The sequence below is a fragment of the Nocardia concava NBRC 100430 genome (genome assembly GCF_000308815.1).
In the GTDB taxonomy this organism is placed as follows: Bacteria; Actinomycetota; Actinomycetes; order Mycobacteriales; family Mycobacteriaceae; genus Nocardia; species Nocardia concava.
In genome coordinates, this window is the sequence record NZ_BAFX01000064.1 from 27903 (window position 1) to 52237 (window position 24335).

Sequence of the window (24335 nt, forward strand, 5' to 3'; positions counted from 1 at the left end):
GCGGCAGCGCAGCCGGTTCCAGCCCCGCTGTCAAGCACGGGAACATAGCCATTTACTCTTTATCAGCAGCGGTGAGACAGCGCCTGGGGGGATTCTCAGGCAGCAAGTCCGTCTCCCCAGAAAGGATTCGAGCCAGATGACGGTACTCGACTCGATTCTCGACGGGGTCCGCGCGGATGTGGCCGCACGCGAAGCAGTCCTGGATTTCCAGGCCGTGAAAGCAGCCGCCGCGAAGGCCAAGTCCCCGCGTGACGCCAAGGCCGCGTTGCACGCGGACGGAATCGGTGTGATCGCCGAGGTGAAGCGGGCCAGCCCCTCCAAGGGCGAGCTCGCCGATATCCCGAACCCCGCCGACCTGGCCCGGGCCTATGAGGACGGCGGCGCGCGCATCATCAGCGTGCTGACCGAACAGCGTCGCTTCCACGGTTCCCTCGCGGACCTGGACGCGGTCCGCGCCGCGGTGGACATCCCGGTCCTGCGCAAGGACTTCATCGTGGGCCCGTATCAGATCCACGAGGCGCGCGCCCACGGCGCGGACGTGATCCTGCTGATCGTGGCCGCCCTGGAACAGGACGTGCTGGCCTCCCTGCTCGACCGCACCGAATCGCTCGGCATGACCGCGCTGGTCGAGGTGCACACCGAGGAGGAGGCCGACCGGGCCCTGCAGGCCGGCGCCAGCGTGATCGGCGTGAACGCCCGCAACCTCAAGACCCTCGAGGTGGATCGGGATGTGTTCGCGCGCATCGCCCCCGGCCTGCCCAGCGAAGTGATCCGGGTGGCCGAGTCCGGCATTCGCGGCACCGCCGATCTGCTGGCGTACGCCGGTGCGGGCGCGGACGCGGTGCTGGTCGGTGAGGGCCTGGTGACCAGCGGCGATCCGCGTGCCGCGGTGGCCGAGCTGGTGACCGCCGGAACCCACCCGTCCTGCCCGAAACCGGTTCGCCGGGGACGGTGAAAGTAGCGATGACTCAGACTGAAAAGCTTTCCGGCAAAAACGTTCTCGGGCTGCCGCAGATGAGCGACGGCGTCGCGAACAAGAGCCACGAACCGGATCTGGGCGGCCACTTCGGCGTCTACGGCGGCCGCCACGTGCCCGAGGCGCTGATGGCCGTGATCGAAGAGGTCACCGCCGAATACGACAAGTGCCGGGTGGATCCGAACTTCCTCGACGAGCTGGATCGCCTGCAGCGCGACTACACCGGGCGTCCCTCGCCGATGTTCGAGTGCAAGAACCTGGCCGAGCACGCCGGTGGCGCGCGCATCTTCCTGAAGCGGGAAGACCTGAACCACACCGGTTCTCACAAAATCAACAATGTGCTGGGCCAGGTGCTGCTGGCCAAGCGCATGAACAAGACCCGCGTCATCGCCGAGACCGGCGCGGGCCAGCACGGTGTCGCCACCGCCACCGCGTGCGCGCTGTTGGGCATCGAGTGCGTCATCTACATGGGCGCGGTTGACACCGTGCGCCAGCAGTTGAACGTCGCCCGCATGCGCCTGCTCGGGGCCGAAGTCATCAGTGTGACAACGGGTTCGCAGACGCTCAAGGACGCCATCAACGAGGCGCTGCGCGACTGGGTCACCAATGCCGAGGACACCTACTACTGCTTCGGCACCGCCGCGGGCCCGCACCCGTTCCCGCTCATGGTGCGCGACTTCCAGCGCGTCATCGGCCTGGAGGCGCGTCAGCAGATCCAGGCCCACACCGGTCGGCTGCCGGATGCGGTAACCGCCTGTGTCGGTGGCGGTTCCAACGCGATCGGCATCTTCCACGCCTTCATCGACGATCCGGGCGTGCGCCTGATCGGCTACGAAGCCGCGGGCGACGGCGTCGAAACCGGCCGTCACGCCGCCACTTTCACCGGTGGCACCCCGGGCGCGTTCCAGGGCGCGTACTCGTACCTGCTGCAGGACGAAGATGGTCAGACCATCGAATCCCATTCCATCTCCGCGGGTTTGGACTACCCGGGCGTCGGCCCGGAGCACGCCTACCTCAAGGACACCGGCCGGGCCGAGTACTACCCGATCACCGATACCGAGGCCATGGACGCGCTGCTGCTGCTGTCCCGCTCCGAGGGCATCATCCCGGCCGTCGAGTCCGCGCACGCGGTGGCGGGCGCGCTGAAGCTCGGCCGGGAACTCGGCGAGGGCAAGATCATCGTGGTGAACCTGTCCGGTCGCGGCGACAAGGACATGGACACGGCCGCCCAGTGGTTCGGGCTGTTCGACAAGCCCGAGGGGGAAGACAAGTGAGCCAGCAGTCCCGACTCGCCAGCACCTTCGCGGCCTGCCGCGAGGACAATCGCGCGGCCCTGATCGGCTACCTGCCCGCCGGCTACCCGGATCTGCAGGGCTCCATCGACGTCTGCCGCGCCATGGTCGAGTCCGGTTGCGACATCATCGAAGTCGGCGTCGCCTACTCCGATCCGGTGATGGACGGCCCGACCATCCAGCGCGCCGCCGAACAGGCGCTCGCGGGCGGCGTCCGGGTGCGCGACGTGTTCAAGGTCGTGGAGGCCATCTCCCAGGCCGGCGGCAAGGCCGTCGTCATGACCTACTGGAACCCGGTGCTCAAGTACGGCGTCGACACCTTCTCCCGCGATCTCGCCGCGGCCGGTGGCCTGGGCCTGATCACCCCCAACCTGATCCCGGAGGAGGCCGACGACTGGTTCGTGGCGTCCTCCACCCACAACCTCGACCGCATCTTCCTGGTCGCCCCGTCCTCCACCGAGGAGCGTCTGGTCAAGACCCTGGAAGCGTCGAAGGGCTTCGTCTACGCCGCGTCCACCATGGGCGTCACCGGCGCCCGCGACGCGGTCTCCTCCATGGCCCCCGCCCTCTGCGCGCGCATCCGCGCCCACTCCGACATCCCGATCGGCGTCGGCCTGGGTGTCCGCAATGGCGAGCAGGCGGCCGAAATCGCCTCCTACGCAGACGGAGTCATCGTCGGCTCGGCCCTCGTCTCCGCCGCCGCACAGGGCCTGGACGCGGTCCGCAAGCTCAGCGAGGAACTCGCCCAGGGCGTCCGCTCGACCCCGGTCTCCTCGTAATAAACACCTCTCGAAAGGGCGCGTACCGAATTCAGTACGCGCCCTTTCTTTTCGATTTCCATTCCCTGTCTTTTCGTATATCCCTTGCGTTACTGGGACCGGTCGCCGAAACTACCGGCCGGTCGCGGCGCGTCGACCTCCGACGGCGCGTCGTCGTCGGTTTCGGCTACGGTGGGGACTCGTGACCTTACGAGCCCTTGCCGAAAGCACCGGCGCCGATGTTCTGGCCTACATTCCCAGCCCGCCGCGCGGGGTGTGGAACCTCGGGCCGTTCCCGCTGCGGGCGTACGCGATCTGCATCATCATCGGCATCATCGCGGCCATCTGGCTGGGGGAGAAGCGGTGGGTGGCGCGCGGCGGGCAGCCGGGCATGGTGCTGGACGTGGCCATGTTCGCGGTGCCGTTCGGGCTGATCGGCGGGCGGCTCTACCATGTGGCCACCGACTGGCAGAAGTACTTCGGCGCGGACGGTCACCCGATGAACGCGCTCAAGATCTGGGAGGGCGGTCTCGGCATCTGGGGCGCGGTGCTGCTGGGCGGCATCGGCGCCTGGATCGGCTGCCGGGTGTACCGGATCCCGTTGCCCGCCTTCGGCGATGCCATCGCGCCGGGCATTCTGCTGGCCCAGGCCATCGGGCGACTGGGCAACTACTTCAACCAGGAGCTCTACGGTCGCGCCACCACCATGCCGTGGGGTCTCGAGATCTACCAGCGCTTCGACCACAGCGGCGGCCTGGACATGATGAACGGCACCGCGGCCGGCGCCCCGATCCGCATCGTGCAGCCGACCTTCCTCTACGAGCTGATCTGGAACCTGCTCGGCGTCGGCGCGCTGCTCTACCTGGACCGTAAGTTCCGCATCGGCCACGGCCGCCTGTTCGCGCTCTACGTCGCGGTCTACTGCTTCGGCCGCTTCTTCGTCGAACTGCTGCGCGACGACGAGGCCACCCACATCCTGGGCCTGCGCGTGAACACCTTCACCTCGGCGATCGTATTCGTCTGCGCCGTCGCCTATTTCCTCTTCGCGACCAAGGGCCGCGAGACCGCCGACCAGCTGCGGCCGGGCATCGAGCGCCCGTGGCCGTGGCAGATCGGCGCGCTGCGGGCCTTCGGTGCGGCCGGCGCCGCGAGCGCTGGGGAGGGTGAGAAGGACGCAGCCGAGGGCGAGGCTACGGACTCCGAATCCACATCGGCCGAGGACGAATCAGGCGCCGACGACAAGTCGGACAGCTCGGAGGCATCCGAGGCCGAACCCGAGAAGGTGGACACCGTCAAGAAGGCCGACACCAGCGAATCCTGAATCGCGACCGAATCCCGAAGGCCCGGCAACGCTTGCGTCACGCTGCGCGATAACCACTGCGAATCCGGTGGTTCCGCCCGGAGATGATGGATCTTTTACCGGCTGGCCGGGCGAAAATCGCCGAGTCCGGCCAGAATTGGCCCGTGATCTCCGGCGGCGAGTCTGTTCGGCGGGTTCACCAGCGGTTTGGGCCGTTCCGACGGGGGGCGGTCCGCGATTCAGGAGGACGCGAGTGACCGACCCATTTGGCAAGCAGCCGTCGCAGGACGGACCGCAGTACGGCGCGCCCGGCACCGGGCCGCAGTACGGGCAGCAGCCCTACGGCCAGCAGCCGTACCCGGAGCAGCAGCCCTACGGGCAGCCTGCCCAGCCCTTCGGCCAGCCCGCCCAGCCGTACGGGCAGCCCGCGCCCTACGGTGCGCCGGGCCCGGTCGGTCCCTACGGCGGTGATCCGGAAGCGCCGTACGGGCGCGATCCTTTCGGAGTTCCGTTGTCCGACAAGAGCAAGCTGACCGCGGGCCTGCTGCAGTTGCTCGTCGGCGGTCTCGGTCTCGGCCGGTTCTACCTCGGCTACACCACCATCGGTGTGCTCCAGCTGGTCACCTGCGGCGGTTGCGGTATCTGGGCGCTGATCGACGGCATCCTCATGCTCACCGGCAAGGTGCCGGACCCGCAGGGGCGTCCGCTGCGCGACTAGCGGACATACCCGCAGCGCGACACTTCGGTCTCGAGCGGCCGTCACTCGATGGAGTGACGGCCGCTCGCGCATATCATCGGGCCCGAGTCGGTTCAAGGTTTTCGCGCAACATGATGGTTGCCGTGCTAACCGGTCGGTTCGCGGCGTACCCTTTGTCGGTTGTTTGTCGCGTGGTAACCCACGCCCGAGGAGAGGTCCACCTCCGTGCGCCGTAAGCTCGCCGCCGTCATGCTCGCCGTAGTCGCCGCCGCAGGGCTCGTCGCATGCAGCTCCAGCAAGGACGACGCCAACGTCCTCAAGGTCGGCACCGAGGGCAACTACTCGCCCTTCACCTACCAGGACAACGGCAGCCTCACCGGCTACGACGTCGACGTGATCAAGGCCGTCGGCGACAAGATCGGCAAGAAGGTGGAGTTCACCACCGCCCCCTGGGACTCGCTGTTCGCCGCGCTGGAATCCAAGCGCGTGGACCTCATCGCCAACCAGGTGACCATCAAACCCGCACGCGTGGAGAAGTATTCGCTCTCCCAGCCCTACACCGTCTCCGAGGGCGTCATCGTCACCAAGACCGGCAATGACGGCATCCACACCCTCGCCGACCTGAGCGGCAAGACGTGCGGCCAGTCCGAGACCAGCAACTGGGCCGAGGTCGCCAAGACCGCGGGCTGCAAGGTCGAGGCCATCCCCGGCTTCGTCGAGGCCGTGCAGCTGCTCAAGACCGGCCGCGCCGACGCCACCGTCAACGACACCCTCGCGGTGAACGCCTACACCAAGCAGCAGGGCACCGGCACCATCCAGATCGTCGGCAAGACCGGTGAGACCTCCAAGCAGGCCTTCGCCGCCCGCAAGGACTCGCAGGCGCTGACCGATCAGATCAACAAGGCCCTCGACGAGCTGCGCGCCGACGGCACGCTGGCGAAGATCTCCGAGAAGTACTTCGGCACCGACGTCAGCAAGTAAGCGACACAGGGCCTTTCGACTATGGATGACGCCACCTGGGCGCTGGTCAGGCACAACCTGTGGCCGATGCTGCAGGCCACGATCGACAAGACGCTGCCGCTGACGGCCATCAGTTTCGTGATCGGGCTGGCCATCGCGCTGTTCGTGGCGCTGGCCCGGATGTCGAGCGTGTGGCCGCTGTCGGCGGCCGCGCGCTTCTACATCTCGATCATTCGCGGTACGCCGCTGCTGGTGCAGCTGTTCATCATCTTCTTCGGCTTGCCGGCCTTCAATATCGTGCTGAAGCCGTTTCCGGCGGCGATCATCGCCTTCAGTCTCAATGTGGGCGGGTACGCGGCCGAAATCATTCGCGCCGCGATCCTTTCGGTCGCGAACGGCCAGTGGGAGGCGTCCTACTCGGTCGGCATGAGCTACGCGCAGGCGCTGCGGCTGGTGATCCTGCCGCAGGCCTCGCGCATCGCGGTGCCGCCGCTGTCCAACACCCTGATCTCCTTGGTGAAGGACACCTCGCTCGCGTCGACCATTCTCGTGACGGAGTTGCTGAGGACCGCGCAAATGGCCGCGGCGCCGACATTCGACTTCTTCGCGCTGTATGGCGTTGCCGCTATTTACTACTGGGTAATATGCCTGATCCTGGGCTTCGGCCAAACCCGCTTGGAGACCCGCCTGGCCAGGCATGTCGCCCGTTGACCAGGCATTAGCTGAACGGCTGCTTACGAGAACCGTATATGTGTGTGCCGGGCTCGGCATGAGGGTTGTCACAGGTCTAGGGTTTAGGGCGTGATGCGACGAACGAAGATTGTGTGCACCCTCGGACCCGCAGTGTCATCCGAGGACCGAATTCGTGAGCTCGTCGAAAGTGGCATGGACGTTGCGCGCCTGAACTTCAGCCACGGCGAGCACAGCGACCATGCTGAGAACTACAAGAAGGTGCGCGCCGCCAGCGATGCCGCTGGCCGCGCGGTCGGCATCCTCGCCGACCTGCAGGGCCCCAAGATCCGGCTCGGCCGGTTCGAGGGTGACGGCAAGACCGTGTGGAACACGGGCGAGGAAGTCCGAATCACCGTCGACGACATCGTAGGGACTCACGACCGGGTTTCCACCACCTACAAACACCTCGCCAAGGACGCCAAGCCCGGCGACCGGCTGCTCGTGGACGACGGCAAGGTCGGGCTGACCGTGCTGCGCGTCGAAGACAATGACGTGGTCTGCAAGGTCACCGAGGGCGGCCCCGTCTCCAACAACAAGGGCGTCTCGCTGCCCGGCATGGACGTGTCCGTGCCCGCGCTGTCCGAGAAGGACATCGACGACCTGGAATTCGCCCTGAAGCTGGGCGTGGACTTCATCGCGCTGTCCTTCGTGCGCTCGCCCTCCGATGTGGAGCTGGTGCACGACATCATGGACCGCGTGGGCCGCCGGGTGCCGGTTATCGGCAAGCTCGAAAAGCCCGAAGCCATCGACAATCTGGAAGCCATCGTGCTGGCCTTCGACGCCATCATGGTCGCCCGCGGCGACCTCGGCGTGGAGCTGCCGCTCGAGCAGGTGCCGCTGGTGCAGAAGCGTGCCGTGCAGATGGCGCGCGAGAACGCCAAGCCGGTCATCGTGGCCACCCAGATGCTGGAGTCCATGATCACCAACTCCCGCCCGACCCGCGCCGAGGCCTCCGACGTGGCCAACGCGGTGCTCGACGGCGCGGACGCGGTCATGCTCTCGGGCGAGACCTCGGTCGGCGACTACCCGATCGAGGCCGTGCGCACCATGGCCCGCATCGTGCACGCCGTGGAATCCGAGTCCTCGACCCGGGTTCCGCCGCTGACCCACGTGCCGCGGACCAAGCGCGGTGTCATCTCCTACGCCGCCCGCGACATCGGCGAGCGGCTGAATGCCAAAGCGCTGGTTGCCTTCACGCAGTCCGGTGACACGGTGCGCCGCCTGGCCCGCCTGCACACCCCGCTGCCGCTGCTGGCCTTCACGCCGCAGGCCGCGATCCGCAGCCAGCTCGCCTTGACGTGGGGCGTGGAAACGTTCATCGTTCCTCCGGTGGGCACGACCGACGAGATGATCCACCAGGTGGACAACGCGTTGCTCTCGATCGGCCGGTACAACAAGGGTGACCTGGTGGTCATCGTGGCCGGCTCGCCGCCGGGTACTGTCGGGTCCACCAACCTGATCCACGTGCATCGCATCGGCGAGGAGGACCACTAGTTTGAGTGCGTCGCTGGACGAGACGTCTGCGGACGTCGTCGCGGCCCCGGAGGGGACCGGTTCATCGGAAGATCTACGTGAGCTGCTACGCCTGCTTGATCTCGAGGAGAACGGCCCCGACATCTTCCTCGGACACCATCCGGAGAAGGTGTGGAGCCGCACGTTCGGCGGGCAGCTGGTGGCCCAGGCGATCATCGCCGCGGGCCGCACGGTGGGACCGGAGCGGCCGATCCACGCGGTCAACGCGCACTTCGTGCGCGGCGGAGATCCCAAGGCGCCGATCGAATATCACGTCGATCGGCACCGGGACGGGCGCTCCATCGCCAACCGCACGGTGACGGCGTATCAGGACGGGCAGGAGCTGTTCGTCATGCTCGCCGCCTTCCAGGACTGGGGCAAGGGGCTCGAGCACGGCGCGCCCCTGCCCGACGTGCCCGGGCCGGAAGACCTTCCCCGCGTGGAGGAGTCGTTCGTGGGCATGGAGGACAAGCTCCAGATGTTCATCAACGCACCGCATCCCATCGAGATGCGGTACACGAACGATCCGGCGTGGATCCTCAAGGGCAAGGGCGAGAGCCTCGAGTACAACCGGGTGTGGATGCGCACCGATGGCGCGCTCCCCGACGACCCGCTGATTCACGTTGCGGCGCTGGCGTATTCGTCCGACACCACGGTGCTGGACTCCATCGTCACCACGCACGGCCTGTCCTGGGGCTGGGATCGCATCATCGCCGCCACGGTGAACCACTCCATCTGGTTCCACCGGCCCTTCCGCTTCGACGATTGGGCGCTGTACGCGACCGAGTCGCCGGTGGCGGCGGGCTCCCGCGGCCTGGCGCGCGGACACTTCTACTCCCGCACCGGTGAGTTGTTGGCGACGACCGTGCAGGAAGGCGTGATTCGCCACTTCCCGGCGCGCCGCTGAGACGCTGAGCGACACATTCGATCGGGCCGTACCTCCTCGAGGTGCGGCCCGAGAGCTATCCCCGTCATTCCGGCATGCTTTTGGCCGGAATCCACCCGGTCGCTGTGGATCCCGGCCAAAAACACGCCGGGATGACGAGACATCTCAGCGCTCAGATGAGCTCGCGGTTTTCTTCCAGCTCGAAGTTCTCCCGCTGGAGCGCGTGGACGATGTAGGGGACCGGCTCGTCGGCGGACAGCTCCAGCACCAGACGCTGCTCGAGCTTGGCGATGCCCGCCTTGGTTAGTTGACGGGCCTCGCCCACCAGGCTGAGCGCGATCTCGTAGGTGCGCCGATCACCCGGTTCGTGGCCGGGATGATCCAGCCGCCACTGGGTTTCGAGCACGGTATGGGTGGGTTCGTCGCACTCCACCGGGAGGGTGAAGCGCCACGCGAAGATATCTCGATCGGCGACGTATTCATCGACCACGCGGCACACGGTCTGAGTGACCCGGTGCAGGGTCTGAGGTGTCACGTAAACATGGAGCGAAACATCCGAAATTCGCTTCGGCATGTCCTTGGTCCTGTTCTTGTGTCGAACCACCGGCAGTGGCGTTCGGCGGAACGGATAAGTGTTCCGCGCGAGAGTGTAATCCCTTACCGGACCAACCCGGCAGCAAGGTGTATTGACACGCGGGAGATCAGGACACAACTGTGCCGGATTTGCCTGCTATCCGGCGGATTCCGCCGCGTGCCGGGTCGGTTGCCCTGCCCGGTTGGGGGATTCGACCGGCCTGGGGTATTCGGTTCGTCTGCCGGTTTCGGCCCGGCCCCCGTCGATCACCAGCAGCGGCTGCTGGCCGGTCGAGGGGCTGCGCGGGTGCAGGGTGGCCTGCGGATGCTGATGCGCGTGCAGCGCCAGCAGCAGGGGGACCAGGGCCTCGGCGATCTTGTCGCCCACATCGCAATACTGTTGCGGCGAAAGGCCGACCGGGTCGGAGATGTTCTCGCGGCCGACATAGGCGAGATCGTCGCGGGCGGCATGCAATCCGACGACGGTGCGCGCACCGCTCACCTTCGCGATGCGGTAGGCCTCGAGCAGGGTGAAGGTGCGGGGGAGCGCCTCGGGCACGAGATCGCGCACCTGGTCGCGGATCTTGTCGGTCATGGTGAGCACCAGATCGGCGCGGTGCACCATATCCGCCTTGAGGCGGCGGGCCTTGAAATTGTCGGCGTTGCCGCCGAGGCCCACAATCGTCTGTGCGGCAAGGGGTTCCACCGGGAACCCGACCAGTGCGCGGACGCCGGCGCTCTCGGCGGATAGGTCCTCGAGTCCGTGGTCAGCGGCCACCGCCAGGGTCAGACGTTCGGCAATGACGGATCGGCAAACATTTCCGCTGCACACGAACAGCACATGCATGCGGATAACTTATGCCCGCCGTTGTCGCTTCGAAACAGTTCTGTGACCGAATTACACGTTTGAACCGCAGTGTTCATCGCGCGGTCGAATGTCGCTCACCTACTGTTGGTTCCCGTTCACCGGAATATCGATAGCCGAATAGGTATCTGTATCGGTCTTACCATAAATCGCGGATTCCGTTACCACGGGCGGGATTTCGGGCGCGTGTCGCTCGGCCTCCCGGGTGTGGTCGCCGACCCGTCCCCGGGTGGAGAACAACCGGCCCCGAGCTGGGACGGTGCGGGCGAAGCGGGCGAGCCCGGTGGGCGCGGCCATATCGTCGTACACGGAATCGATTCCGCCCCTGGCGAAATAGGCCTCGTGCCAGAATCCGGTCCCGCCGGAATCCTTCAGGAACTGCTGCCACCAGATCCGGTGCGGCTCGGATCGGGTCCACCGTTCGAGGCTCTCCAAATCGCGCCAATACTGCCGCGCGCCCCAATGCGGCGGCCACAGCGACCACACCACATCCTCGTGCGACAAAAGGCCGTCCGGCCGATCATGATGCGACTTGTACAACTTGGGCCCGACCCCCAGCAGTCGCAGAATTCCTCGCGGCGTGCGCACCCGCATCCCGAGCAATATCACCACCAGATCCGGATACTCCGACAGATCCGCGGTCATTCGCTGCACCCGCATCCACGCCTCCGCACGCTCGTTCAACCTCGTGCGGACCTACGTCCGTCCCCCGACTCCGGTTCGAAAGTCCACGGCTCGGTCTCGAGTTCCAGCGTAGGCCCGATTATGTGCTCAGGCGCAGGACCGCGGAGCTGCCGTGGACGGCAACCACCTTCACCGAGAGGCCGTTGAGCGAGATGGTCCCGCCGACCCCGGTCGTGCCGGACACCGGAAACCCGAACAGGCTCGATGTCGCGGTCACCGACCCGGGCGCGATCTGCCCGATCTTCACCGGCCCGCCGAGCCGGGTGTACCCGGGAATCGGAATCGTGGTCGGCCCGTCGACCTGGATCTCGCAGTTCCCGTTCTTGCAGGCATCCAGATTCGTGCCGTCGGCCGCCGAGGGCAGCCCGGACGCTTTGGTTTCCTTCTGAGTCGTCGTCACCTGCACCGCCGTCGTCTGCTGAGCCGCTACCGTTTCCGCAGGTCCGGGGGATCCGCTCGTGCCTGATCCGCACGCCGCGCAGACCCCCGCGATCACAACCCCCAGGCCAACTTTGACCGGTACTCGCATGCGGCCTCCACCGTGCTGTTCGGAACTAGGGGAGATCTTGCGCGACCGGTCCCGCCGCCGCAGCAGAATGCGAAACAGCTATTAGCCAGATGTTCGGGCGATTCCCGGCGTCCCCACACAATCTCCACATCGCGTCCCCCCGAATCCCACACGCCATTCCTACAGTCGATCTCACCCCGGCCCCGCACCCAGAATCGGAGGGCCCATGCCCGACCCGCACTCATTCGCCCGCTGGACAGCCGAATTCGAGGCCAAGGCCGCCGCCCGCACCCGCACCGGCGACCCCGACTGGTCCCTCGGCGCCACCCTGTCGCCCGCACTGGTCCGCAGCATCCAGCGTTTCCAGGTAGGCGAATCCGGCGACGGCGCAAACCTCCGCACCAAGGCCGCCCACGCGGGCGACCCCGTCTACGCCGCCGCCGTCGACCTCTTCATCGCCGAGGAACAAAACCACGCCCGCCTGCTGCGCCACCTCCTCCGATCCGCGGGCCACGAAACCATCTCCGCCCACTGGACCGACACCGCCTTCGTCCACCTCCGCCGAGCCTTGGGCCTCCGCCTCGAACTCATGGTCCTGTCAGTGGCGGAAGTGATCGCCGTCCCCTACTACCGCGCCCTCCGCGACGGCACCCCTGACGAACTGACCACCCGCACAGCCGCCCTCATCGTCGCCGACGAACAACGCCACATCCCATTCCACACCCAGCGCCTGCAGGGCGCGTTCGCCCGAACCCCGCGTCTTCTCCGCCCGCTCATCCGCGCGGCATGGCGTGGCATTCTCTACGGTGCGATCACGGTGGTCGTCTTCGATCACGGACCCGCATTGCGGCAATTGGGTGTCACCCGAAGCGAATTCGCCCGTGCGGCCCTGACGGTCTTCGCCCCGATCTGCGCAACGGTCCTGCCGCGGCGGTCTACTTCGCCTGTTTCGGGTCCGCTTCGGGCGAGTCGCCCTCCACCGGGAGCGCGGCGGCGTCCCCTTTGATCGTGTCACCCGGCTCCACGATCGATATCGCGAGCTCCAGGTCTTCATTCGAACTGACGTTGTACTCCGGCATCACTGCACCTCCGCGGATCGCTCGACCAATGCACCCAGTCTGAACCGTTCCCGGAAATTCCGTCGCGTGTCCTGGATTCCCGCTATGTCATCGCGCCGGTGAGCCGGGCCGCGCCGCGTTCGGAGGCGGTGACCGCTTCCTCCGCGTACACGCGCATGTGGCGCTCGTAGTCGGCGAGGGCGTCGACGGATGTCAGGTCGCCGCAGAGCAATTCGGCCAAGGTGGCCGCGTCCCGGAGGGCGGTGTTGGCGCCCAGGCCGCCCGCCGGGCTCATGGCGTGCACGGCATCGCCGAGCGCTGTGATCCGGCGGCCCGGCCAGTCGGGTAGCACGGCGGCCGAGCGGATCGGCAAGGCGGCCACGGCATTCGGGTCGGAGGTGGTGAGGACGGCGCGCAGCCCGGGATGCCAGTCGGCGGTAAGCTGTGCGAGGGTGGTGGGCAGATCGCCATGCGGGTCCGCGCCGGCGTCGAGGCCGAACAACGCGCGCGGGCCGAAACAGGCCCAGTAGAGGTAGTCGGCGACGGGGGTGATCGGCTGCCCGGTGAAGGCATCCGGACGAAATGTCATGGCATCGACGATGGTCGCGAAGCCGTCCGCGAAGACCACGGATGTCCCGTCGAGCACCGAGTCGTCGATCATCGCGCGCGAGTCGAGGCCGGTTCTGCCGTAGACGCACACCATCCCGGTATCCGTGGGATCGGCCGCCGGGCACAGCTGCCGACGCACCGCGGAATGCACGCCGTCCGCGGCCACCAGGACATCGCCGGCGACCGTGGTCCCGTCCCGGAACCGCGCCGTCACCCGGTCGAGCCCTTCCTCGACGTGAATCAGCTCCTTGCCGAACCGAATTCGCCCCTCGATCCCGCTCATCAAGATCTCCCGCAGCGTTTGCCGATTCACACTGAGATCACCGTCCTGATCGTCCTCGGCCTCCGATTGCACCGAGGGCTGCCAGGTCTCCACCGCCCGCCCGGTTATCTCGTTCAACCCGGTGTCGACGAACCGCCCACCCGATCGCGCGACCGCCGCCGTCTCCCGGAACAACGTCACCAGCTCGCCGGGCAGACAAGCCGCCAGACTCCGCTGCCCCTGCGCATCGATCCGGATCCGATACCCCTGCGTCCTGCTCCCCACCCCCGAATCCCGCTCGAACACCTCACATTCCACCCCACCCCGCCCCAACCCCTGCGCCAGACACAACCCGCCGAGCCCCGCCCCCACAATCACAACCCGCATCGCAAACCTCACTCTCGCAACAAGTCCGAAGCCGCCCCAACCGGAGCACCCCCACCCTCGTCGCCCCCGCTTGCACCCCCCTTGCACCGCACTGTCACTCACCGCGCGGTGCGGTTCCGGACCATCCCGCAACAGTGAATCGACCGCGACAAACCCGAGGTGACAACCATGCGCCCCACCCGCTACACCGTCGATCGGCAGGGCCCCGGCCGCCTGAGCATCATGGCCAAGCCACGCGGTGGCGAATGGCTCGAAGACGAGATGGCCGCCCTGAAGTCCTGCGGCGTGGACATTTTGGTCTGCGCCCTGACCCCCGCCGAACTCGACGAATGCGGCCTCGCCGCCGAACCCCACACCGCCCGCAACGCGGGCCTGCACTTCGTCCCCCTCCCCATCCCGGACCGCGGCGTTCCCGACCGGGAATCGATCCTGCCAACCCTCCGGCACCTCGCCGCAGAACTGACCAACGGAGCCCATATCCTCACCCACTGCCGCTACGGCATCGGCCGCGCCTCCCTCCTGGCCGCCTCCCTCCTCGTGCTGACCGGCACCGCACCCACCGCGGCATGGAACGGTGTCGAAAAGGCCCGCGGCCTGCCCGTTCCGGACACCCCAGAACAACGCGACTGGATCGGCGAACTGGGACCCGTCAGCGGTTGACGCCCTGCGAATCACGCGAGGGACCCGGTCCGGGCGATGCGCGACAAATGGAGGTGGAATGTCTCTATTGTCGAAAACGGGTCGATCGGAGGGGATGGAGTCGATCGGAGGGGATCAATGCGGGTCGATCAACTGGTGGCTGGGCGGTATCGGCTGCGCCAGCGGGTGGGGGCCGGTGCGCACGGGGCGGTGTGGCGGGCCGTCGATGAGAGGTTGCGGAGAACGGTGGCGCTCAAGCATGCGCTGTCGTCGGAGGAGGAGGGTAGCGGGCGGGTTGACGCGCTGAAGCGCGAAGCGCGGATGCTGGCGCAGTTGAATCATCCGAATATCGTCACGGTGTTCGACGTGGTGCCCGAGGACGGCGAATGGTGGCTGGTCATGGAATTCGTTCCGGGGCACAGTCTCAACGACCTCGGCGTGCTGCCGCCCGAGCGCGTGGCGCACCTGGGTGCGCAGGTGGCCGGGGCGCTGGAGGCCGTGCATGCGGCCGGGGTCGTGCACCGCGACATCAAACCGAGCAATGTGCTCGTCACCGACAATGATCGCGCCAAACTCGGTGACTTCGGGATCTCGCGCACCGTGTACGCCGACGAAACCCTCACCGCTACCGGCGCATTCGCGGGCACGCTGGGCTTCATGGCCCCGGAGATGGCCGCCGAACAGCGCGAGCCCACCGTCAGTTCGGACGTGTTCTCGCTCGGCGCAACGCTTTTCGCGGCCGTCGAGGGCAAATCGCCGTTCGGTGATTCGGGGCATCCGGCGTCGATTCTGCGCCGGACCGTGGATGGCGATATCGACCCACCACGCCGGGCCGGACCACTCGCTCCACTGCTGACCGACATGCTCCGCGCCAGTCCGTCGAAACGCCCGACCGCAGGGCAGGTGCGCGAACGACTTGAGGAACTGGCCACACTGCCGCCCACGGCACAACCCGGCCGCCCGAGGGTTTCCGGCCGCGCGCGCTGGGCACTGGCCCTCGCGGCGGTGACGCTGGTGCTGGCCCTGCTCGGCTGGCTTGCGATCGCGCGCCCGTTCGACGCCGCCCGCACACCGGCCGCGGCACATCGGCTTTCGGTGATCGGCGATGCCCGCACCGCCGACCCCTGTGCCCTCGCCGACCCCCAGACGGTCGCCCAATTCGACGGCGCGTCCCGGCAGAACCCGGAGGCGGGCGATTTCAATCGCTGCGACATCATCCTGCATCCGGGCGGCGGCATGGTGAATGTCGTCTTCAGCCTGGAGAATCCGACGCCGGAGACCCCGACCGGCTCCATCGAGCAGACCGGCTCCTTCGGATTGCTGCGCTCCGCCGCGCGCGCCGATCGCTGCTTCCGGATCGTGTTGCTGCCCGATCGATTTCAGATCGGCGTGGAGGCCGAGAAGTTCCGCGACGGCCGCTTCGACCTGTGCGCGATCGCGGACGTCGCCGCGGCGGGCGCGGTCGCCGTGGCGGCCCGGGGGACATTGCCGCGCCGATCCGCGGTGCGCCCGGCGGCCTCCCTGTTCCATGCCGACGCCTGCAATCTCCTCGATCCCGAGGGCCTCTCGCAGTACCCGGGCGTGAACGCCAAGGAGCCCGAAATCGGTTTCGGCAATTGGGAATGCCGCTGGCGCAGCACCACCGCCCCCGGCTATCTGCGCGTCGCCTTCGATCGCCGGGACCCGATGACCGCGGGCGACGGACAACCCATCGCGCTGCCCGACCACACGGGATACCTGCGACTCGACGACACCGACGACACCTGCCGGGTAGGCATCGTGCATCGGGAGTACGTCAGCTCCGACTCCACCCGCAAGGTCGAACTCGTGGACGTGGTCGTCGCGGGCCCGCAGGCGCCCGAGCGGCGCTGCCAGCTCGCCACCGCACTCGCGACCTCGGTGGCGGCCCGGATGCCCTCGCCATGAGTCCGATCGGGCCGCCGCGCCGAAACCGATTCGCCCTCAGTAGTTGTCGCACGCTTCCCACGCGGCGTCCCGTGCCTTCTCTATCGCGTCCTTGGCCACATTCATCGCTTCCGAACTCCCGTGCGCGAGGATCAGGTCGACTTGGGCGCGGTACTTGGTCGCGATTTCCCGGAGCAGTGCGGCGATCGCCTGATCCGCGTCCTTTTGGAGGGCAGTGTCGATGCGCTGTGCCACATCGCGATAGGCGGTGACGGACGCCGCGGCCTTGCCGTCGACATCGGATCCCCACCAGCCACCCGCCGCGTTCAAGGCTTCGACCAGCGCGTTGTATGCCGTCACCGAGGCATCGTCATAGGCGGTCAGTGCCCTGCACGCCTCCATGGTGGCCCGCACGCGCGCGAGCGAGGTCGCGGCCGCCGACGACGAGGAGTGCTCCCGGGATAGAGAAGTCGCGACCGCGGTATTCGGCAAGGCCGTGCCGCTGATGGTGTTCGAGCACGCGCCCACCACGGCGAGCCCGAAAGACACTGCGGCAATCGAGAGTACGAGCCCGATCCTGCCTATCCTGGTGTTCCCCCTCATGGCAGACAGCGTGGCAGCACGGTCGGGGACCGGTCCCGAATCCGCTGCCTACCTTGGATTCCGGGGGCGACGACGGAGGTCGGGATGAGTGGATTGCGGCGGCTGTCGGAGAACCACGACAGCCTGGCCTACGGAGTGCCCGAATCGGCGGCCGGCACCATCTACGCGCTCGCGGTGACCGGCGGCGTCAGCGCGCCCCCCGAGGAGGGCCTGCGAATCCGCTTCGGCCGCAATCGACCCGAGGTCGATGTCTGCGTCGGCGGCGACGACCGCAAGGTCAGCCGCACCCAGGGCCTGCTGACCCGTCACCGGAACCGCTGGTGGCTCAGCAATATCGGCCGTCTCCCCATGCGATTGCCCGGCTCCCGCATGCTGTTCACCGAAGAGGACCCGATCCCCCTCGACCCCGGCTACACCCCACTGTTCGTAGCCGGATCCGGCCACCGCGAACACCTCCTGGAGCTGTACGTCACCCGCCCCGACCGCGACCACAACCCAGTCCACCCCGCCGACCCCACCGCCCCACCCAAAACTTGGCACCTCTCCACCACCGAGCGCCTGGCCCTGGTAGTCCTAGCCCAGCGCTACCTCCTACAGGAGCCCTACCCCCAGCCCATGGCCTGGCGCCAGGCCGCGATCCACCTGGACGACCGTCACCCCGACGCAGGCTGGACCCCCAAACGCATCGAGCACCTCGTCGAACGAGTCCGCGCCCGCCTCTCCGCCGACGGCGTCCCTGGCCTCACCCGAGAAGAAGTGGGCGAACCCGTCGGAAACATGCTGAACCACAACTTGATCCGCGCCCTAATGGAATCCACCACCCTGGTCCCACCCGACCTACGCCTCCTCGACCACCGAACCCCCGGTGTCGGCCCGCCCACAGACTTCGCCGAGCACCCATCACCCCAGTGACGAGCTGCATTAGGGGGTTGTCAGGGCCCGGGCATGGGGTCATCCTCCAGGTGGGAGCGATTATCTATTTCCCGGCGCCGGGCTGTCATTCGCCACGCCACGACGATGCTCATACCCGTGACTGCGAGTGCTGCAGCCCAGAGGAGTGCGAATCCGATCCTGGTCATCGTCGCGAGTCCAGCGGTTTTCAGGAATGTTGATGAGAAGGTCCAGATCAGTGCTACCACTCCTGGGCCGATGAACGTCACGAAATTTGGGCTGATCCAACCGATGAATCGGATTGGGCGGGGTTGCCTTGCGTGCCAGTCTTCCCACAGCAGTCCTCCGGGGACCCGCGGGCTCAGCACGTCCTTGATGTACCGACCAACGACGAGCGTGCCGAAGTGCGCCGAGCTGTACCGTGCGCACAGGGCGTACGAGGTAAACGGGAGGATCAGCAACATTCGAATGCGGGAAGGGCTCGCCAACGCAAAGGTGAAAATAGCTCCAGCGGAGGTCAGTTGCAAGGCAAAGATGCTCTGCTGGACCGACAAAGCGTGCACCACCTCGGCACGAAGGGCCGTGAACTCAGCCAGAGCGCTCTCGGTGTCGTCGCCGGACTCCTGAAAATTCCGTGTAGATCTAAAGTGGGAGAACATGTTTCGAGCGCGCGCCACGACCGCAAATGATAGCGACGGCGAACGTTCCAGATCACTCGGTTACAGGTACTAGGGGCGAAAGCGACGACAGCGTGCGTTGGCTCAGATGATCAGATGGGACGGTGTGCGGCCTAGCTGACCTCGAACCGACTGTGGCAGTTGCGGCAGTAGATGCCCGGCCTCGAAGGGCGTGCGTGAAACGCGAATCTTGCGGCCACAGTCGCACGCGGCGGCACTGCCGTTGTTGCTGGACTGCCGACCGCCGTCCAGGTTCGGCTCGCGATGCCGCCCGCGAGGTCGGGCTGAAAGGGGTTGTCCCCCACGGCCTCCGCCATACGGCCGCCTCCTTGGCCGTCAACGCGGATGCGAACATCAGGTTGTCCGGCGGATGTTAGGACACAAGTCCGCTGTCCTAACCTCTGACCTCGCGGGCCAACTGAGGGCCGGATGAATGGAGAAGGCCATCCGATGATCGCCGGATGGCATTCTACCTTGGTGCCGAGTGTAGGACTCGAACGCACACGTCCTTCTGGACAACGGTTTTGAGCTGGTGCTTCTCGGCGTTTGTGAGGATTGGCCGCCGTTGGGGACGGACGGCGCCATCGACTGACCGGCGGCTTCGGTCATTGGTGGTGTTGGTCCAGGACGACTACGTCTGGTGCCCCTGCGGACCGATTGCGGACCTATCGTGGGAGGGCGACCGAAAGGATGCTCTGAATGTCCGAACTGCTAGCGCCCGAGTGGATTGCGCGCGATTGCCTCTACATTCGTGGTGATCTGGTTACCTACCAGGGCAAGCTGTATTCATGCACGAATGAACATGCGGCCGACGTAGCCAAGACTCCTGGAACCGAGCTGGGTGAGTTTTTTTGGGAGGTCGCCTGGGGGTAGTGAGGGCTTGCCTGGCTGATGACTAGGACCTCCCATCTTCCTCATACTGGCCGCCCTCAGTGGAAGGAGGGCGGGTCAAGGATGGCGAAGCCACCGAGTAGCGGAATTCGCAATCTCGTACAGCGGCGGCCGGAAGCTGTCGGGGCGTTGTTCGGCGAGCATTGCGCGCAACGCATGTGTGGCGGAAGGGTCGATCGCGTGGACCAGCTCGGCGATGCGCCGCACGGTGAGGGCGTCGACGCCATGGGCTCGCGCATGGGCCGCGTAGTTGTCGATAACCTCCAGCGATTCCTTTGTCGGCATTCGGATCTCGGCGCGTTCGCCAGCGGCCCTGCGGCGTTCGATGTCGAGTTCGCTGAAACCGCTTCGGCGATCCCGCAACAACTGCTCCGCCTGCTCGAGGCTTGTCGTTGGCAACAACGGTCCGGCGAGCGACGAACTGGCCAGTGCCTGCGCGTTCACCTCATAGACTCGGGTGGCGTCATCGGTCAGGTTCACCCTCGCGTCTCGCTGAGTTTCGACCGTGCCGCGCCATCCCTTAGCTGCGGCAGCAAGCAGCGCCGTGGCTTCCGAGGGGTGCCAAGACCAGATCTCGTTGAAGGGCATGACATCACGCGCTGTCAGGTTGTTGACTCGAGATCCGTCGAGTTCGTCGATTCGAGCTCGTACTTCGGTCGGTGACAGTTCGCCGTCCAAGCCGGGACCCGCGATCAGGACGCGAGTAGGGATCCCGGATCGCATGGCGGCGGCGAGGGCGAGCGAGTCGGCCAGCGGGCTACGCAGACTACTCTCGTGCCCCTCTGCGATGACATCGCCACCGACATCCACCACAACCAATTCATCGGCGCCGAATACCGTTGCCGCACGGCGTATCAGATCGGCCATCCCGACCGCGCCACCCGCCGCCTCGAGCAACACGAGCGGCAAATCCATGCAGCCCGCCAGCCGCGGCAACGTCGAGTCACCCGTGCGCAGCGCGGCGCTCTCACGAACCACCGCAATCCCGCCACTCTCAACGAGGCCAACGAAATCCGCACGCACTCTGGGCCCGGGTGTGGGGTCGATCATGAACCGATCCCACGAGTAACTCATGGTCGCCGTGATCCCCAACTCCGGCATGGCAGAGGCGACTATGGCGGAGGTGATTGCATCGCCTCCGCCGCCGGCGGCTATCGCGATCGCAGTGTGCATGACCCCTCGATACCTGTTCCCCGATCCGTATAGTGGCCAGTGGCATATGGTAGTTGGCGGAGGTGGCGGTGTGCCCGAGATCCAGGAAGTGCTGCCGAAGTACAAGCAGATCTTCGGCTATCTGAAAGACCAGATCATTCGCGGAGATCTGCCTCCCGGTGCGGAGGTTCCTTCCGAGCGAGAACTCGCGGCCGCGTGGAAGGTCGCCCGGCCGACAGCGGCGAAGGCGCTTCAGGCGCTGCGCCAAGACGGGCTCGTCGAATCGCGCCAGGGCTCGGGCACATTCGTGCGTGAGCCGCATGCCGCGCCTCGGGCACGCGAGCGGCTTGCGCGCGCCGCCGCGCTGGGTACCGCGTATTCCGACTCCGAAAGCGTCGAGTTCCCGTTCGTCGGCATTGTCGCCGGACCTGATTACGTAACCGAAGCTCTGGGTCTCTCCGCTGGCAGTCAGGTCGTCCAACGCCAGCGGATCATTTCCAGTAAGATCGGCGGCCTCGTCGAGTTTTCGACCTCATGGTTCTCGGCGAGTCTGGCCGATGTCGCGCCGCGGCTGCTGCTCACCGAACGCGTAGGTGGCGGCACGCTGGGCTACCTCGCCAAAGCTGCCGGTATACGAGCCACGTCGGCCCGCGATCGGGGATGCTCCCGGTTCGCGTCCGCGACCGAGCGGACCGCCCTCGGTCTGCTGGACCCTTCGCCGGTGCTGGTGTACTGGCTGGTGGCCTACGACTCGGCCGATGTCCCAATCCAATTCGATGAAGCCGTCTACCCGCCCGAGCGTTGGGCGTTCAAGCAGGAGTACCCCGTAGACATCTAGTGCGCGACGATCGCACACCGAGAAATTCCCGCAACCCGTAACTGGTCTATGCCACTAGGCGTACAGTGGCATAGACCACTTAGGGCGTATGGAGTCGGCAACCGACGGCGGGGTACGACGATGGCGTTGACCGAGGCGGAAGCGAAAGTCCTTGGCACCCTGTTCTTCTTGGGCGCGGGACAAGTTCTCACGGTCCAGCAGATCCGGCTACGTACCGGGCTCGGCGACGGCTCGGTCCGGCGTGCGCTGGTTCGGCTTGTTCGTACCGGTCTGGTGCGCAGCACACCAGGAAGTCCAGCGAGCTGGCGACCGACCGAGCGCGGCCTCCTGGCGGTCAAGAAGTCCGCCTACAGCGACTACATTGCGGAGGTTGTCCGATGAGCCGACCCGGTGCGATCGGATATTTGCGGAGCGACGTATCCGGAGCACGACAATCCTGGGATGAGGGCCAAATCCGCAGCCTAGCAACTCGATTGGGCTACGACTTGCGTAAGACGGTCGTGTTCAGCGCCAACACGGACCGGCCCGAAAACCGGCTCCGGCTGATCGTGGACCGCCTCGACGTAGCGGCCGTAGTGGTGCCGAGCATCGAACATTTCGAGGGAAGGCGCATACCGGACGGCCTCTCTGCAGTAGCCGACGTCGTGACGATCTCACCCGAATGCACCTACACGCGAGGCGAATCCTCCCACATCCATAAGCGGCAAGGTCAATGAACGGCCACCGTCATTGCGACCGTAAGCCTGGGCAGACAGCGGCGGTGAGCGCACGAGCGATCGGATTCATCCTGCGCTCGGCCTCAGGGCCCGACGTCCGACGGCACGAAGTTGAGATGCAAGAGGCGGCGGACCGACTCGGCTTCGTCTGGATAGCGACCTTCTTCGCCGACGCCCACCGCGAACGAAACTACGTCCAGCTGGTGAACCGAATCATCCGCGAGGACGCCGCCGCCCTGTTCCTCCCGGCCGCAAGTCATTTGGGCGGCCCCGACATCGCAGTGCTTTCCACCCATTGCGATGTCTACTGCCTCGCAGAGGGGGAACAACACACGAGATGCGGCTCCGATGAGCGGTACGGGTCTGGCTCGTAAGGTGCATTGGCTGGCGGTTCCGGATTTCAGGCCAGTGGCTCGAGGGCATCGAAATTCCGTTCAGCCCGGATGCGGCGAGAGCTCTCCTGAGAGTACGGCTGGTCAGTCGTCTCGGTGTCGTAGACGCGGGTGAGGCGGGTGCTTGGGTTGTACGCCGCCCAGCCTGGGTCACCGCCCGCGGCGAAACAGGTCCAGTCGGTGCGCATTTGATCGCCGACCCGGGTGAGTTCGTCTGCGGCGTTAGGGCGGGCGTGCGGGTGGTTGGCAACTTCTGCGCGGCTGAGTGTGCCGAAGACGAGCAGGAAGTCCAGGCAGTGGGAGGCGCCCTGTAAGGAGTTGAAGCTCCAGGCCAGTTCGTAGAACCAGACGCGTCCGCCGCCGGCATGCGCGGCGTCGGCCAGGTGCAGGCTCGGCATCCGGAACAGCCAGTCGCTGTGGAGCGTTTCGAATCGCTGGGCGGGCGTCGCCTCGGGGTAGGCGGCGCGGTAACGCTGTTCTCCGTCGGGTGGTGCGAGATGCTCGAATGCGACGGCGATCTGCGAGGGAGTGGGTTCACTGTCGGGTCGCGTTGTGTAGAGCCGGAATTCGTCGCGTGTGTGGCCGATCAGCAGGTCGATGTTGCGTGCGGCACCGTTGGCGAGGCCATGCCACGGTGTGCACGGCAGGATGTCGCCGTCGACGACGGGGGAGAACGGCGTGGGTGTCAGTGCCATTGGGCCCCAGGAATTCACGTACTCGGGCATCCTCGCGATCACTGCGCTGGTCGCGTCGGTCAGGGCTCGCGGCGTCACGCGCGTGAGGTCCTCGGCGGTGGCCCGGACCCCGAGCTGGTCGGCGATCGTCCCCGCGATCGCGGTGGCCAACCGTGGCGTGAAGTATGTGCCGGGCATGCTCTGGCTGACCGCCCGCCGAAACAGCCCGGCGGCCGACGGCATAACCAGCAGTGCGGCAATACACGCGCCGCCCGCGGACTGACCGAAGACGGTGACATTGGCAGGGTCGCCGCCGAAGGCCACGATATTGTCCTGCACCCAGCGCAGGGCGGCGATCTGGTCGAGGATCCCACGGTTGTCCGGCGCCCCGGCGATGCGGGCGAAGCCGTCCGCGCCGACCCGATAGTTGATACTGACCACCACCACACCGCTCGCCGCAAGCAGAGCGCCGTCGTAATGCGGGTTGTCGGTGTGGTTTTCCAAGTAGGTGCCGCCCTGGATCCACACCATCACCGGCAGCCGTGCGGCACCGGGATCCGGCGTCCAGACATTGAGACTCAGACAGTCCTCCGACCCGTCCCCGGTGCGACCCGTCACCGACGACATCACCGCACCCGCATGCCCCGGCTGCTGAACCGAGGGGCCGAATCTCAGCGCGTCCCGCACACCATCCCACCCGAGCAGTGGAACCGGCGCTCCGAATCGCCGAGCCCCGACCGGAGGCTCGGCATACGGGATCCCCCGAAAAACCGCGACCGCACCGTCCCAAATGCCTCGTATAACCCCGGCCCCGGCGATGACGTCGATGCGACCTTCGTGCGGAACAGCATGACCTTCAAACACATTCGTCATCAGAACATCCCCGGCGTCCCGCGCG

General features: G+C 66.6%; 25 protein-coding genes. 16 read left to right on the plus strand and 9 right to left on the minus strand.

Features of this window, described 5'->3' with window-relative positions; genetic code table 11:
- The first annotated feature begins 136 nt into the window (after positions 1-136).
- The 9 genes from trpC to ON43_RS12800 all read left to right on the plus strand — a co-directional run bounded on the left by trpC (position 137) and on the right by ON43_RS12800 (position 9134).
- A complete protein-coding gene (trpC, locus tag ON43_RS12760) occupies positions 137-955 on the plus strand; it encodes an indole-3-glycerol phosphate synthase TrpC (RefSeq protein WP_040807204.1) in 819 nt (272 codons plus the stop codon).
- Between the two features lie 59 nt (positions 956-1014).
- Positions 1015-2250, plus strand: coding sequence for a tryptophan synthase subunit beta (gene trpB, locus ON43_RS12765; RefSeq protein ID WP_040807334.1), 1236 nt, complete (start codon positions 1015-1017; stop codon positions 2248-2250).
- Positions 2247-3047, plus strand: a complete 801-nt coding sequence (trpA, locus tag ON43_RS12770) for a tryptophan synthase subunit alpha (RefSeq protein ID WP_040807205.1) — start codon at positions 2247-2249, stop codon at positions 3045-3047. Before trpB ends, trpA begins: the two co-directional genes overlap by 4 nt.
- Positions 3048-3228: 181 nt before the next feature.
- Positions 3229-4347 carry a prolipoprotein diacylglyceryl transferase gene (lgt, locus tag ON43_RS12775; RefSeq protein WP_051178349.1) on the plus strand — a complete coding sequence of 373 codons (1119 nt, stop codon included), beginning with the start codon at positions 3229-3231 and terminating at the stop codon, positions 4345-4347.
- Between the two features lie 232 nt (positions 4348-4579).
- Entirely contained in the window at positions 4580-5044 is a 465-nt protein-coding gene (locus ON43_RS12780; protein ID WP_040807207.1) for a TM2 domain-containing protein, read from the plus strand.
- Positions 5045-5248: 204 nt separating this feature from the next.
- A complete protein-coding gene (locus ON43_RS47030; RefSeq protein WP_040807209.1) occupies positions 5249-6004 on the plus strand; it encodes a transporter substrate-binding domain-containing protein in 756 nt (251 codons plus the stop codon).
- 21 nt (positions 6005-6025) lie between these two features.
- Positions 6026-6694: an amino acid ABC transporter permease gene (locus ON43_RS47035; RefSeq protein WP_040807211.1), complete on the plus strand. Its 669-nt coding sequence runs from the start codon at positions 6026-6028 to the stop codon at positions 6692-6694.
- Between the two features lie 90 nt (positions 6695-6784).
- Entirely contained in the window at positions 6785-8209 is a 1425-nt protein-coding gene (gene pyk / locus ON43_RS12795) for a pyruvate kinase (RefSeq protein WP_083913364.1), read from the plus strand.
- Between the two features lie 13 nt (positions 8210-8222).
- Positions 8223-9134 (plus strand): acyl-CoA thioesterase, encoded by a 912-nt coding sequence (locus ON43_RS12800; protein ID WP_040807337.1) that lies wholly within the window; start codon positions 8223-8225, stop codon positions 9132-9134.
- Positions 9135-9285: 151 nt separating this feature from the next.
- On the opposite strand, the gene ON43_RS12805 is transcribed toward ON43_RS12800, so the two are convergent.
- From ON43_RS12805 to ON43_RS12820, 4 genes are all read right to left on the minus strand, one after another.
- A complete protein-coding gene (locus ON43_RS12805) occupies positions 9286-9648 on the minus strand; it encodes a hypothetical protein (protein WP_245568559.1) in 363 nt (120 codons plus the stop codon).
- A gap of 195 nt (positions 9649-9843) precedes the next feature.
- The gene (locus tag ON43_RS12810) at positions 9844-10533 is read right to left on the minus strand and encodes an arsenate reductase/protein-tyrosine-phosphatase family protein (protein ID WP_083913365.1); all 690 of its coding nucleotides are present in this window, start codon (positions 10531-10533) and stop codon (positions 9844-9846) included.
- A gap of 99 nt (positions 10534-10632) precedes the next feature.
- Positions 10633-11211: a monooxygenase family protein gene (locus ON43_RS12815; protein ID WP_051178373.1), complete on the minus strand. Its 579-nt coding sequence runs from the start codon at positions 11209-11211 to the stop codon at positions 10633-10635.
- Between the two features lie 103 nt (positions 11212-11314).
- Entirely contained in the window at positions 11315-11635 is a 321-nt protein-coding gene (locus tag ON43_RS12820) for a hypothetical protein (protein WP_157514013.1), read from the minus strand.
- Between the two features lie 334 nt (positions 11636-11969).
- Here ON43_RS12820 and ON43_RS12825 point away from each other — a divergent pair, with 334 nt between their 5' ends.
- Positions 11970-12749: a ferritin-like domain-containing protein gene (locus ON43_RS12825; protein ID WP_051178350.1), complete on the plus strand. Its 780-nt coding sequence runs from the start codon at positions 11970-11972 to the stop codon at positions 12747-12749.
- Between the two features lie 155 nt (positions 12750-12904).
- Here the strand turns inward: ON43_RS12825 and ON43_RS12830 are convergent, their stop codons facing one another.
- Entirely contained in the window at positions 12905-14059 is a 1155-nt protein-coding gene (locus ON43_RS12830) for an FAD-dependent oxidoreductase (RefSeq protein ID WP_040807217.1), read from the minus strand.
- A gap of 168 nt (positions 14060-14227) precedes the next feature.
- Here ON43_RS12830 and ON43_RS12835 point away from each other — a divergent pair, with 168 nt between their 5' ends.
- Both ON43_RS12835 and ON43_RS12840 read left to right on the plus strand, forming a co-directional pair.
- Entirely contained in the window at positions 14228-14719 is a 492-nt protein-coding gene (locus ON43_RS12835; protein WP_040807218.1) for a phosphatase domain-containing putative toxin, read from the plus strand.
- A 117-nt stretch (positions 14720-14836) separates the two neighbouring features.
- Entirely contained in the window at positions 14837-16624 is a 1788-nt protein-coding gene (locus ON43_RS12840) for a serine/threonine-protein kinase (RefSeq protein ID WP_040807220.1), read from the plus strand.
- A gap of 36 nt (positions 16625-16660) precedes the next feature.
- Here ON43_RS12840 and ON43_RS42435 read toward each other — a convergent pair whose 3' ends face one another.
- Positions 16661-17152 (minus strand): Rv2240c family protein, encoded by a 492-nt coding sequence (locus ON43_RS42435; RefSeq protein ID WP_051178351.1) that lies wholly within the window; start codon positions 17150-17152, stop codon positions 16661-16663.
- A 138-nt stretch (positions 17153-17290) separates the two neighbouring features.
- Here ON43_RS42435 and ON43_RS12850 point away from each other — a divergent pair, with 138 nt between their 5' ends.
- Positions 17291-18118 carry a hypothetical protein gene (locus ON43_RS12850; protein WP_218003249.1) on the plus strand — a complete coding sequence of 276 codons (828 nt, stop codon included), beginning with the start codon at positions 17291-17293 and terminating at the stop codon, positions 18116-18118.
- Positions 18119-18138: 20 nt separating this feature from the next.
- Here the strand turns inward: ON43_RS12850 and ON43_RS12855 are convergent, their stop codons facing one another.
- Complete coding sequence (locus ON43_RS12855; RefSeq protein WP_157514014.1) at positions 18139-18774, minus strand: hypothetical protein; 636 nt, start codon at positions 18772-18774, stop codon at positions 18139-18141.
- Positions 18775-19473: 699 nt separating this feature from the next.
- Between ON43_RS12855 and ON43_RS44795 the strand changes: the two genes are divergently transcribed.
- Positions 19474-19647: a carbohydrate-binding protein gene (locus ON43_RS44795; RefSeq protein WP_157514015.1), complete on the plus strand. Its 174-nt coding sequence runs from the start codon at positions 19474-19476 to the stop codon at positions 19645-19647.
- 75 nt (positions 19648-19722) lie between these two features.
- On the opposite strand, the gene ON43_RS12860 is transcribed toward ON43_RS44795, so the two are convergent.
- Complete coding sequence (locus ON43_RS12860; RefSeq protein WP_051178352.1) at positions 19723-20838, minus strand: DUF1152 domain-containing protein; 1116 nt, start codon at positions 20836-20838, stop codon at positions 19723-19725.
- A gap of 70 nt (positions 20839-20908) precedes the next feature.
- On the opposite strand from ON43_RS12860, the gene ON43_RS12865 reads away from it, so the two are divergent.
- Both ON43_RS12865 and ON43_RS12870 read left to right on the plus strand, forming a co-directional pair.
- A complete protein-coding gene (locus ON43_RS12865; protein ID WP_040807224.1) occupies positions 20909-21655 on the plus strand; it encodes a GntR family transcriptional regulator in 747 nt (248 codons plus the stop codon).
- A gap of 120 nt (positions 21656-21775) precedes the next feature.
- Entirely contained in the window at positions 21776-22036 is a 261-nt protein-coding gene (locus tag ON43_RS12870; RefSeq protein ID WP_040807226.1) for a MarR family transcriptional regulator, read from the plus strand.
- Positions 22037-22771: 735 nt separating this feature from the next.
- On the opposite strand, the gene ON43_RS12885 is transcribed toward ON43_RS12870, so the two are convergent.
- Complete coding sequence (locus tag ON43_RS12885; RefSeq protein WP_083913367.1) at positions 22772-24310, minus strand: carboxylesterase/lipase family protein; 1539 nt, start codon at positions 24308-24310, stop codon at positions 22772-22774.
- Positions 24311-24335 lie beyond the last annotated feature (25 nt).

Bases quoted from the DNA above. Each gene is read 5' to 3' on its own strand.
- ON43_RS12850 (WP_218003249.1), top strand. From the start codon at position 17,291: ATGAGTGGATTGCGGCGGCTGTCGGAGAACCACGACAGCCTGGCCTAC.
- ON43_RS44795 (WP_157514015.1), top strand. From the start codon at position 19,474: ATGTCCGAACTGCTAGCGCCCGAGTGGATTGCGCGCGATTGCCTCTAC.
- ON43_RS12870 (WP_040807226.1), top strand. From the start codon at position 21,776: ATGGCGTTGACCGAGGCGGAAGCGAAAGTCCTTGGCACCCTGTTCTTC.
- ON43_RS12835 (WP_040807218.1), top strand. From the start codon at position 14,228: ATGCGCCCCACCCGCTACACCGTCGATCGGCAGGGCCCCGGCCGCCTG.
- trpC (WP_040807204.1), top strand. From the start codon at position 137: ATGACGGTACTCGACTCGATTCTCGACGGGGTCCGCGCGGATGTGGCC.
- trpB (WP_040807334.1), top strand. From the start codon at position 1,015: ATGAGCGACGGCGTCGCGAACAAGAGCCACGAACCGGATCTGGGCGGC.
- ON43_RS12840 (WP_040807220.1), top strand. From the start codon at position 14,837: ATGCGGGTCGATCAACTGGTGGCTGGGCGGTATCGGCTGCGCCAGCGG.
- ON43_RS12815 (WP_051178373.1), bottom strand. From the start codon at position 11,211: ATGCGGGTGCAGCGAATGACCGCGGATCTGTCGGAGTATCCGGATCTG.
- ON43_RS47035 (WP_040807211.1), top strand. From the start codon at position 6,026: ATGGATGACGCCACCTGGGCGCTGGTCAGGCACAACCTGTGGCCGATG.
- ON43_RS12830 (WP_040807217.1), bottom strand. From the start codon at position 14,059: ATGCGGGTTGTGATTGTGGGGGCGGGGCTCGGCGGGTTGTGTCTGGCG.
- ON43_RS12810 (WP_083913365.1), bottom strand. From the start codon at position 10,533: ATGCATGTGCTGTTCGTGTGCAGCGGAAATGTTTGCCGATCCGTCATT.
- ON43_RS12825 (WP_051178350.1), top strand. From the start codon at position 11,970: ATGCCCGACCCGCACTCATTCGCCCGCTGGACAGCCGAATTCGAGGCC.
- ON43_RS12860 (WP_051178352.1), bottom strand. From the start codon at position 20,838: ATGCACACTGCGATCGCGATAGCCGCCGGCGGCGGAGGCGATGCAATC.
- ON43_RS12885 (WP_083913367.1), bottom strand. From the start codon at position 24,310: ATGACGAATGTGTTTGAAGGTCATGCTGTTCCGCACGAAGGTCGCATC.